The organism is Halocatena salina (assembly GCF_023115355.1).
Lineage (GTDB): Archaea > Halobacteriota > Halobacteria > Halobacteriales > Haloarculaceae > Halocatena > Halocatena salina.
Window position 1 is genome coordinate 1 of sequence record NZ_CP096022.1, and the last position, 11,803, is coordinate 11,803.

An 11,803-nucleotide genomic window follows, 5' to 3' on the forward strand; every position below is an offset into this window, starting at 1 on the left:
CAAGCTACTAACTAGAAGGTGAATGCAACGATGACTGCTACAGACACCACGCCAGAAGTGATCGCCGTCTCGTTCCAAAAGGGCGGAACTGGAAAGACGTTCACGTCGATGAACCTCGCTGGGGGACTCGCGGCTCGTGGCTTCGATGTCCTCTTAGTCGATTTCGATCCACAGGGAACACTAACCGCGAACCTTGGAAAACGAGAACAGTACTTCGATATAGATGCGCTATCGCTCGATGAAATCCTACTGGATCCGAAAAAATGGGAGCAGGTGACCGATCTCATCCAGACTGATCACGAGGAATTCGATTTCATTCCATCGAACCAATCATTTAATGGCAACAAAACGCCATTGGATTCAGCTGACGCTGGTGAGCATCGCTTCGGGCGACTTCTCAAGCACATCGAACGGGACTATCATTACGTCGTGTGTGATTGCCCTCCTGATTTCTCACCTTATGCGAAAAATCCAGTGACAGCGGGGGAGAAAGTGGTCGTACCGATGATTCCAGAGACAGAAATGCCACACTCGGTCGACCTGCTGTTCGATCAGTACGATGTTCTCGAAATGATGCACGATTTGAACATCGAATATCCGGCGTTTCTCATGACGTACACCTCAACCAAGATGACCAACGAAAACAAGCGTATCATCGAATGGTTCGAAGAGTCGTTCGACGAGAAGGGTATTATCACCGATCATCGAGCAGCGTTCGCGCGTGCGAAAAAAAGCCAAAACTCTGTTTACGCACATAGTGAATCGCTGCGAAACGACGAACTCGTACAGTACGACGAGCTCGTACAACTCGTTTTAGAGCAGACATCACCACCATCTCTCGGGATCGATGTCGAAGCGGCAAAGAACACGTCCGTAGATGAGATTCGTCGCCAGCCGGATGAGGCCCACGAACAGCCAGCAAACGCATGAGTGACAGCGAGCCAGAAGACGAGTTCGAGAGCCAGCTCTCGAACGTCGGAAGCAGAACCAAAGAGAAACTCTCGGAAGCCGAGCGCAGAAAGGCCGAGAAACTCGGCGTATCGCCCGCAACGACCACCAGCGACGAGACCACTGAGACGAACGAGCAAAAGCCAGCGACGGGACCGACCAGCCAAGCTGGTGCTGTCGATCACCACGAATACCCGAATCCAGACAAAAAACAGGGATCGCTCTCGGACGTGTATGAGAAGACCAACGTGTTCTGGTCGCCACCTGTGAAAGCGGCGATGAACGAGCTCTGGACTGATATCGACTATGAATGGAAAAAATCCCACGATTCAGAGATAGAGAAACACTGGGACTTCTATCTGGCATGCTTTCGTGTGCTCCTCGAAAACGAAGACCTCATTCGTGAGGAACTCGGAATGGATACTGAAAAGTAATCTGTGAGATCAGACTAAATCACAATATTTTCATTAATTTGAGGCACTTAGTTAGGCTGTCTCGCGTAGTCCACAGTCCCACATCAGGCGCGGGACCGGATAGCTCGCGTTACGGCCTGCGACCTGCACGTTCACCTCCTGTAAATCCGAAAACAGCACCCAGAAGTCGTCAATGCCTGAGACGGCGCAGCCGATTTATCGATCGATCCCCTCAATATCAGTGTCCTAACAGTCACTGTCAGAGCTGTCAGCATTAGTATCATCCACCTCAGCCCACTCCGGCGTGTACTGGTACCAGACACCGTCGTCACGGACCACGTACACACCAGTCGCGGCATCTTCAATGACGCGATGATTGGAATCGAACGCGATATCGACGAGTCCTTCTAAAGACTCCACCTCGATCGTTGATCGGTCCGTGTCTGGGATCGTCCCTGTCGTAACCCAATCTTCGAACTCGGATCTGACCCTTTCATATCTGATATCTGTACGATCTGCCTCCGAAACGTCGAACCAGTCTTCTTCTCGTCCGTAGATGAGTCCGAGAAGAGCAAGGAGGGAAACGAGTAGCACAGCAGTCGATCCCACCTGTGTGAGTGTTTCAGGCTGGGTGGATACCTCCACAGGTTGAATGATCGGCACCTCTTCCCTAGGGGTTCGAGTGGGTGAGACCACGACGTAATCCATCGTGCTGTTGATCGGAAGCGTGTAGTTGAACGTCCGATTGACAGGGTACCCGTCGATCGTACCCGAAACTTCAGTCGTGACGAACACTTGCGTCCGAATATCTGCTATTTGATAGAGGGATTTGTGTTCTTGATGAAGATCCCGTTTGCGGTCGCGGAGTCGGTCTGCATCGATGGAGAACGATGTGTTCTTCATTTCCCCTGCTTGGAGTTCGGTCACGTCGGCAGCGATCGGACGTTTGTTCTGCCAAATGCGTCGTTGGATAACATCTTCTGTTTTGTCATCTTTCTCTTCGTAGTGAGCGAAATCGACGATTCGTGCTTCCGTCGACACCGTTGCGTTTCCGGATGCTCCACCAAGTTGGAACCAAAACGTCCCGTTGAGTGTCGGCGTTGAGTTCGTTATATAAAACATTCTATCATTACGGACGTCACCCTTGTCGAACACTAGGGAATCGTTGATGACTGTACCGCTGTGATTGAATCCACCATTGACTCCCCACGAGTCGACAGGACGGTGTTCGACGTGTGAGCCAGGAGAGAGTACTGTCGAGTACGTTGCCCAAGCACCTCCAGCTGCGATGATGGCAAGGACGATCGCAACCACGAAAAAGTAATCGTCGATCAGTACCTTGAGCCGTGTTTGTCGATTCGAATCCATCGTTTTAAATTTCCATTAGATGGTGCATGTTCAGAATTTCAGTCGTCGTTTGATGCTCCGTAGGAGTGAATTCCGACTCTGACGTGGCCGGAGATAGCCACGTCCGAGAAGTGGTATCGCTACAGCCAGAAACGCTCCGAGTACAACCGCGTCGATGACGATCACCGGTAGCCATGGATGCAGACGATACAGAACGTCGATCCACGACGGAGGCAAGATAGCCAAATACCGGCGTTCGTTGACATACCGGGGTAATATCCTATTTCTTCTGGGGCTGAGAGCTCGATACTAACCGTTTGTCGATCACCTGGTCCTACGATCACGTTCTCATCTGGGGTTTTGACACCCTCACTAGCCGGATCAAGGTAAGTCACGACCGGTACGATCCCCCCATTTGGAACACTGTAATTGAGCTGTTCGGTCTGGCCACTAGCGATGACAGAGGGACCACTGGAGTCTTGATCGACACTGACAACATCGAATTCCTGTATACCACCAGGAACGATCATCGTAGCCGTCAACGAAGCGATGAGTACGCCGCCGAGAGCGAGCGCGATTGCTAATTTCGGTATCCGACGGGTACGTTTGCGTTTACGCTTTCGTTTCCGTCGTCGCGCTCTCGATCCCTCACCCTCAGCGAACACACTCACGATGTAAAGGAGGATACCAGCACCGAACAGCAGGTACGAGAGTCCTTGCGTGCCCAATAACGATCGCGTTCCTAACGCGATCGCTATCGAACGCTGCATATTCGTGACTGTGTCTCGGATAGCGGTGAACGCTGTCCCGAGCTGTGGGATCACGATCGGGTTATTACCGATGAGGATCGCTTTGCCGACGATCTGATGGCTCTTGACGAGAGGTTCACCACCTTCCTGATCGGTGAACGGGTTGTTATCACCTCGAGTAACCACCCCACGGCCCGTCTTCTCAACAACCCGATGTGTCGTGAGACCTCCGTTATCATCGTTGAGCGTTTTGGCATTGAAGACGACGATGTCGCCTTCCTCAACGGAGCCAGTGACCATAGAAGGGAGTACGAGGTACCCATCACCAGTCGACAACGTTGATTCCATGCTGTCACTAGTGACGTACGCCAGTAACACCGGCTGTCCGATGAACTGTCCCACCGCAATAGCGACGACGGCGAGAACGAGAACGATCTGTAGTGCCGACCCAACCTTGTTCCGAACCATTCTATGCTACGAATATATCATATTTTCCATAGTATGCTGTCCGAGATGGCTACTACGGAACCTGTCACTCATGGTCGTAAGGGCTGTGTCGTTGTGTTTATCGATCCGGTTTGGGAGGTACCACCTGCACACGTGACCGGGACCGAGTGCTCGGTCGAGGCGGAGAGTCCCGACCCTGTTGCCTCGATTGAGACGTTAACCGTCTCTGTCTCACCCGTTAGAGAGTTACATTCGACGGTAGCCATCAACTGACTAGAATCTCCTGAAGGGATCGACTCGTCTGGAACAGTCGGATTTCGAACTGTAACATCCCCTGTATGATTCTCAGAAACAGAGACCTCGATTGACGTGAGTGATGTGGAAAAACGATTCGTAATCGTTCCAAGAACGACTTGTGTATTATTACTACTGTTTCCCATACTGTTCCCTAACATCCTGTTCTGTCCGATCAGAGGAAGCTGTCCAAGCGAATAATCGACTCCGGTTTGGGACACCGTCGGATCTGCAGCTTCGATCTCGAGGTATGCTGATTCGTCCGCAACATCGACGGACGTCTGTTGTTCTGTGGTTACACTGGTGAATGCTCCCGTTCCAGTTATCACGAGAATGAGACTACCAACGACTAGAGCTACACTGAAATATCTGAGTCTGGAACTGTTTCGTCTCATGGGTTGTACTTCACCTCCGGAGGTGTTCTATGACTACCGAGATGCATCGTCCGGCTTCGGTAAGTGTGGATGAGACCGGATATCGTGATCACGAAGCTGAACAACAGTGACCATCCCTGAACAGAGATAGCAGTCAACGGCCATGCATTGATCATCGTTATCGCCAATAGTACCACACAACTAACCAGTCCGATGCCGAGATAATACATACTCCACGGGATGGTACGCTCGGGACGACCTCAAGGTAGATATCTAGCGTCTCCAGCCGTTCAGTTACCTCGATATCGCCACTGGTAACGGAAAAGTCGATAACATCGGCTTCATCAAGCGCCGGGAGATGTGTCTGTTGAAGCGATGTGTACGCACGCTTTCTCTGTCGTGCTGTCACTTGTTCAACTGGAATTCCAGCTTCCCATGCAGCGATCTGTTCGGCAAGCTCACTCAGTTGAGTACATTTGTTGTGAGTAAGATATCTGATTGCCCACCGTCGTCGACGATTTCCGAGGAGTTGAAACAGCGTATCCTTTGTGAACGATGTGTCTGCCGGTTTGATATTCATACCTTCTCGTGCCTGCGAGTATCCTTGATTCATGCATGACTGCGTGAGCAACAACTGACCGACGTAGGTCAGCCGTCTAGAGGGCGACTCATCGGATATGATGGTTCAACCCCAATGATATTTAAGGCTATCGATAGTTCATTCGGTTTCTAGTTTAGTTCTATTACGTTACTATATACTCACGGATAGATATGATGTCCATAAGGTACAGAATCGGCTGTGAACTATCGTAAACTGAATAGAATCCGTTTTCAAGCAATGCTTGAAAATCTTCAAGCACACCAATACAAAGTATCCCCCAGCCTTGGGGTTACGTAGGATCCCACACTGATACACATCTGACTGTGGGTGACAACAGGTAACTAAAACGATTCATGTACGTACCACGAGGAAAATTCTTGGCGTTGGTTATGATCGTCGTTGCGGCGTCTCTGGTTACAGCCACGGGCGCCTTCTCAAGTGTGCAAGCCGAACGGACGGCCGAAGTCAATGTGGTAGGTGACGAAAACGCGTATCTCGGTCTCACGGGAACCAGTCCGTTCGCAGAAGAGAACGAGCAAACCGGAGAGTTGGAGATCAACTTTGACGCGGATCATAAGACAGACAAAGGTGGTAAGGGCGTCAATCCCAGATCCGTCACTGCCTTCGACAACGTCTTTACCATCACCAATCAGGGTACAAAAGAGGTAGATGTCACAGTGAAAGGCGGCACTGAGGAAGACATCTCCATCTACGATGGTGAGACTGGTAAGGCTATCGAAGGGAAGAGAATCATCCCCGGAGAAAGCATTCAGGTCGGTCTCGAGATCGATGCCTCCGATAAAACGAAGTCGGATGACACGTTCACCGAAGAGATCACGATTTCGGCAAACAGTCCGAATGCTAATAATACCGTGAGCCTTCCGAACGCAAGTTCGAGCAACCCCGGTACAAACTAATCTAAAGCGTAAGAAAGCTGTTCTATAACAGTTTTTTCGGGTTTTATGGACGAATCCGCTCGGATGACGAGACTGCTGTATTTTATTCGATGCCAGTGACCACCCCTCGTTTTGACGGTGACCAGTAGACCCTTTCGACGAGCCCGTCTCTGACGTGCTCGTTAGGACCACGAAACCCACGACTCCCACACCCCTCTATCGATGTGTTCACGGCTTGAATCGTACCGTACTCCTACCGCTTCCACTCCCACACCCCTCTATCGATGTGTTCGACCGACCGAGAGAGGGGCGTGAGAAAACAGAGACCACGCACACCGACGATCTAAGACGGGGGAACACGGTGAAAACAGTGGATTCAAGCGGTATAACCAGCGATTCTGCTAGTTAGTTCGAAGTCAACGTCATAACTAGCAGTGACTGCAGCGAACTCGATGTTGCTAGTAACACTATCACTTAGAATTATCCTAACTACTACTCTACTAGGTTATTTTATATTTTATCTATTCTGTTCTTTATCGTCTATATTTTACCTATTATATACTTATATTTGTTAATTATCATTGTAATATTATTAACATATTCTAGGGGTGGCGTAATATACGCAGAACACATCGATAGAGGGGTGTGGGAGTGGTAGATAAATACGATGTGGATAACAGCAATAATATCTACTACAATATAATATTTCATATATTATTTATTGTAGTATGTGTTGTACTATGTAATATAATATATTTACATAATATAAATTATAATTATAATGATATGGACTATTATACTGATTGATACACCGTTCTTCCCTCCCCCCACTCAGTACGCAGAACACATCGATAGAGGGGTGTCTCTCACTAGCTTTCAACGCTAACACTTCGTTAGTCGTTGGCATTAGCTCATACAGTTCCTATTCAAACTTCCAAGAGAGGAGGCGAGTATCGATTCATCCAGCAAATCACACTTCGATAAAGGTGAGGAACCTTTTTGATCACTCCCTGTATGGTTCCTCACATGGATTCTGATGACTCCCAGATACCCACTGAGACGGAATCATCTGAGAACGAGTTACCCACTGACACTAACCATTCGACAGCCGAAGTGGCAACGTCCACAGATACCTCGGAGCAGTCATCACAGTCCATCGAAGAGATGCTACTTGAATTCGACGAACAGGATGGATTGATTCGTGACCGATCTCTTCTCGACCCAAACTACGTGGTCGAAGAAGACCGAATCGTCGGCCGTGATAAGCAACTTCAGGAAGTAACGAAAATGCTCCGTGTCGCTCTTGGAAACAACCGTCCACCTAATCTCTTTCTTTATGGTCCATCCGGAACAGGAAAGTCGCTTATAATGAAAGCTGTCTGCAAAAATATTCACAAAATATGTGAATCACGGGATATAAAATTTGGAACGGTAGAAGTGAATTGCCAAGATTTGGATACATTGAACATTGCAGTTTATGAACTGGCGGAGCAATCCGCGAACGAGGCGGGTGTAGATGTCGAAGTCCCAAAGCACGGTGTGGCAACGAAAGAAAAATGGGATGAACTCTACCGCATCGTCAACGAGAATTTCGATTCGGTGGTGTTCGTACTCGATGAACTCGATATGCTCGTCGGTCGTCGGGACAAGCAGGATCCCGCCTTTTCTCGACTCCTGTATCAACTCTCCCGGGCAGGAGCCAACGATGATCTGACCGCTTACATCTCCGTCGTTGCAATATCGAACGACACGAAGATGATGGAATCGGTTGGAAGCCGCGCTCTGAGCTCGTTTACTCCCGAAGATGTGCACTTCGATGACTACGATGCGAGACAGCTGCAGGCGATTCTTCGTCGACGGCAAGATGCGTTTCATGAGGGAGTGGTCGACAGTGGTGTGATACCCCTTGCAGCAGCGGTCGCGGCCCAAACCCACGGCGATGCAAGGAAGGCGATCGATCTAATGCGTGTTGCTGGTGAGCTCGCAGAGCGCGAGGGAGATGATGGTATCCGCGAGGAACACGTCCGACAGGCCCAAGATAAAGTGGAAAAGAATCGTGTTTTGGAAGTCGTCCGTGGTATCAGTACCCAGAAGAAGATCTGCTTGTACGCGACGGCAGCTGTCGCAGCACAAACCGCTGACGGGGCTGCTCGGAGTACGACGGGATATCGTGTGTATCAGTATCTGACGGACGCGATCGATGTCGATCAATATTACCAGGAAACATACGTAAATAAAATGAAAGAGTTGACTACGTATTCTCTTCTCGACTTCGAACGACGGAGTCACGGTCCCAGCTCCGGGATGTTTCTCGAATTCCAGTTCGGTGAGCAGCCGGAAACGATTTTGGAAACGCTTCGTGAAGATTCACGAATCGATATGATTTCGAATCATGAAGTTGAGTCAGTTGTCAAAGCACAGATCCAGAACGAAACGTAGACGATATATTATTGAGAGTCATCTAAAGACACCCCTCTATCGATGTGTGTCCTTTCCTATGGACACCCCCTTATCGATCTGTAAACGGTTGTTTATCCGCTTTTTTATTTTATAGAATGAAGTAATAATTTCCTAAAGCACATGAATGATTCCTTGTCGCGAGAACTGTGGTCGGTTTCTGTTCCGTTCACACATCGATAGAGGTGTGTGGGAGTATGCTCAGATAGGGTGGGGACATCCGAACAGGGTTACACATCGATAGAGGGGTGTCTATCTTCGTTTGAGTGCCGATGGTGAAACTTCGATAAACGATATCTCGTAAGAACTCTGAGAAAACAAGGTCAGGTGTGAAATACGGGAATCGGAAACAGAGACCGAACGGTTGTCCGATTCGTATCATCGTACCTCAAGCGACTAATGTTGCCTTCCATAGGCGAAGTTCTGATGTGACCGACTTCCTACTCGATCGTGATTACTGATGGTCATCCCCCTGTGCACGTAACCCCGTCGGATGAAACGATCTCAGAAATCGACGACGATACAGTTACTATTGGGACATATAATATAAGGTATGAAAATAATAAGAAATAAAAATAATCTCAATATTTATCGATACGACGTGTTCAAGGGAATCAGCGCTGTTACTACGGTAAACGTCTATAACTGATACACCGCTACGTAACGATTGTACCAGGTTTCGATATAGAATTTAAGATTATTTTACTTATTTATATCTGTATAACATAGTATATGTGAATATTATCATCGATAATGCAACACTGCTACTTCGAGGAGAGAGATCTTCTTCGTTCAGTTTTGGTTGTACCCGGTGGGAATGATCGATTTTCCATTACAAGAGTACACCTGTAATATAACTCTATCGCTCACATCTGACCGGTGACTTTAATCGATCTCTATCACAGAACAGGAAGTTCGCATCGGTGACTCCGTTTCTGTTCCCTTCTCGGGAACGGCATTAATCACTCTTAGTAGCATTCCTCGGGATCGAACGGTCCTATTTTTGATGACTGCTAGCAGCGAATGAGACCGGCATTCTTACTAATGATAATTGTTACTAGAATAAATTTATTATCTTGTTTGTGTATTGTGATGTTGGTGTCTAGTGATGGCACATGACAGACGCACGTTTTTACGTGCGATCGCAGCAGGCAGTATCGGAACCGTTGTACTCGGAGGCACGGCCACGGCAGCCTCTGACGTTATGATCGAGGGAGCTGGTACGGACATCTGGGACGAGGCCGATGAAGGCCACTACTACTTTACGGAGGTCAGCGGCGACTTCGATGTTATCGTCCGAGTAGACGAGATAACGAATACCGATGAATACGCCAAAGGTGGATTGATGTTCCGTGAGTCGCTGGAAGCCGAATCGAAGAACGTGATGATTAGGAACACGCCGGGTCACGATACGTCGGTCCAGTGGCGATCCGAGATGGGCGGCGAATCGACGAGTTTGACCGCCGATGCAGGCGAAAGCGAAAGTGAAATCTCAGAAGGCACGATGTCGGCTGATTGGCAACGTCTAGTTCGCAGTGAAAATACGATTCTCGCGTACGGTTCGACCGACGGGAATTCCTGGACACTCATGGCGGAACTCACGGAGGACGTGATCGATCCCTCGGAGAGTGGGTATCTCGGGTTAGCCGTTACAAGCCACGATTCAGGCACACTCTGTACCGTCGGGTTCTCGAACCTTACGGGGGTTACCCCGAGCAACAACCGGGATATCGGTGCTGTCGAGGTAGCGGGTAGTGTCTCTACTGAGAATGGAGGAGACACGAATCCGATCGTCTCGACGCGATCGGTCTCGAACGTAACCCCTACGTCGGCGACCCTGAATGGAGTTCTTGAGACGTTAGGTGATGCCTCCTCGGCCACCGTGTACTTCGAGTACCGCACGTCAGGGACGGATGCGTGGATCAGAACCACTGAAGAGACGCTCACCACGACGGCTTCGTTCAGTCAGGACGTGTCTGGATTATCTTCGGGCGTCGAATACGAGTTTCGAGCTGTGTCGGACGCTAGTGACGGCGATTCCGATACTGGCTCCAGGAACACGTTTACAGCCCCAGAAGACGGTGATGAACGCCCGGACGGATCGTATTTCGACGGGAGTGATGGGTTCGCCTCGATAGGATCGTGGCTTGATGACAGTACCCGCGTCATTACGGTCACGGAGCCGACCCGGAGCGCTGTCGAAAGTGCGTTCCACACCAGCGGTTCACGGGTAATCGTTTTCGAAACCAGCGGTACCATCGATCTGGGTGGAAACACGCTACAGATTACGGAAAACAACTGTTGGGTAGCAGGGCAGACCGCCCCTTCACCCGGAATCACGTTCATCAATGGCATGGTACAGGTGAATGCCGACAACTGCGTCGTCCAGCACATTCGATCTCGTATCGGTCCGGGTTCGGACGGGAATATTCAGGGCAACGACGCTTTGAACACGCAAGATGAGACGGTTAACAACGTCATCGATCACTGTACAGCATCGTGGGGTGTCGACGAATGCATGTCTGTCGGCTATGATACCGACAGGACGACGTACTCGAACAACCTGATCTACGAAGGCCTGTACGATCCATACGGTGACGGCTCCGATCACAACTACTGTACCCTGATCGGTGATGGCGCCGATCATGTCGCATTGCTCGGTAACGTGTGGGCGAAAGCCCGCAATCGAATCCCTCGGCTCAAAAGCGATACACGAACTGTCGTTGCCAACAACTTCTGTTATTTCTTCGATGAAGCGTCGAACACCGACAGCTCGGCAGAAACGACCTGGGTTGGAAACAAGTACACGGGCGTGACTGCCACCGGCGAATCGATCGTCGAAGGCAGTGGCACGGTGTACAGTGAAGACAACGTCACGGCCGATCCACCCATCGATTCAGACGTTTCGTTCGTCGAACCCGGTACGACAGGCTCGAAACCGCTTTGGCCGGATGGCTTGACAGCCATGCCGTCGGATGATGTCGAGAGCCACAACCTCGCTTACGCCGGTGCACGGCCGGTTGATCGAACCGAAAACGACCAGCGCATCGTTCGAGAAATCACCGATCGAGCGGGCAACGACCGTCTCGACTCGGAGTATGAATACTGGCTCCCTGATCACGAGGCCGTTGGGGGCTATCCGGATCTTCCGGAGAACACTCACTCGCTGTCGGTACCAAACAGTGGTCTCCGTAACTGGCTCGAACAGTGGGCGCTTTCCGTCGAAGAGACGAGTGTGAGCCCGCCCTGATCCGGTGGGGATACCGACTCGTTCACA

General features: G+C 50.0%; 8 protein-coding genes. 5 read left to right on the plus strand and 3 right to left on the minus strand.

The genetic code is table 11. The annotated features are described in order from the left end of the window. Positions 1-30 precede the first annotated feature (30 nt). Together MW046_RS17125 and MW046_RS17130 are read left to right on the plus strand one after the other, a co-directional pair. A complete protein-coding gene (locus MW046_RS17125) occupies positions 31-930 on the plus strand; it encodes a ParA family protein (RefSeq protein ID WP_247995737.1) in 900 nt (299 codons plus the stop codon). After that, positions 927-1,382, plus strand: a complete 456-nt coding sequence (locus tag MW046_RS17130) for a hypothetical protein (RefSeq protein ID WP_247995738.1) — start codon at positions 927-929, stop codon at positions 1,380-1,382. The genes MW046_RS17125 and MW046_RS17130 overlap by 4 nt, the downstream gene beginning before the upstream one ends. Positions 1,383-1,607: 225 nt before the next feature. On the opposite strand, the gene MW046_RS17135 is transcribed toward MW046_RS17130, so the two are convergent. From MW046_RS17135 to MW046_RS17145, 3 genes are all read right to left on the minus strand, one after another. After that, complete coding sequence (locus tag MW046_RS17135; protein WP_247995739.1) at positions 1,608-2,729, minus strand: DUF5305 family protein; 1,122 nt, start codon at positions 2,727-2,729, stop codon at positions 1,608-1,610. Positions 2,730-2,890: 161 nt separating this feature from the next. Then, positions 2,891-3,925: a signal peptidase I gene (locus MW046_RS17140; protein WP_247995740.1), complete on the minus strand. Its 1,035-nt coding sequence runs from the start codon at positions 3,923-3,925 to the stop codon at positions 2,891-2,893. Positions 3,926-4,750: 825 nt separating this feature from the next. Then, complete coding sequence (locus tag MW046_RS17145; protein WP_247995741.1) at positions 4,751-5,152, minus strand: DUF7344 domain-containing protein; 402 nt, start codon at positions 5,150-5,152, stop codon at positions 4,751-4,753. Positions 5,153-5,550: 398 nt separating this feature from the next. Between MW046_RS17145 and MW046_RS17150 the strand changes: the two genes are divergently transcribed. The 3 genes from MW046_RS17150 to MW046_RS17160 all read left to right on the plus strand — a co-directional run bounded on the left by MW046_RS17150 (position 5,551) and on the right by MW046_RS17160 (position 11,776). Continuing rightward, positions 5,551-6,090: a DUF1102 domain-containing protein gene (locus MW046_RS17150; protein ID WP_247995742.1), complete on the plus strand. Its 540-nt coding sequence runs from the start codon at positions 5,551-5,553 to the stop codon at positions 6,088-6,090. 1,143 nt (positions 6,091-7,233) lie between these two features. Further along, positions 7,234-8,508, plus strand: a complete 1,275-nt coding sequence (locus MW046_RS17155) for an orc1/cdc6 family replication initiation protein (protein WP_438268219.1) — start codon at positions 7,234-7,236, stop codon at positions 8,506-8,508. A gap of 1,126 nt (positions 8,509-9,634) precedes the next feature. Further along, a complete protein-coding gene (locus MW046_RS17160) occupies positions 9,635-11,776 on the plus strand; it encodes a pectate lyase (RefSeq protein WP_247995744.1) in 2,142 nt (713 codons plus the stop codon). The last annotated feature ends 27 nt before the right edge of the window (positions 11,777-11,803 follow it).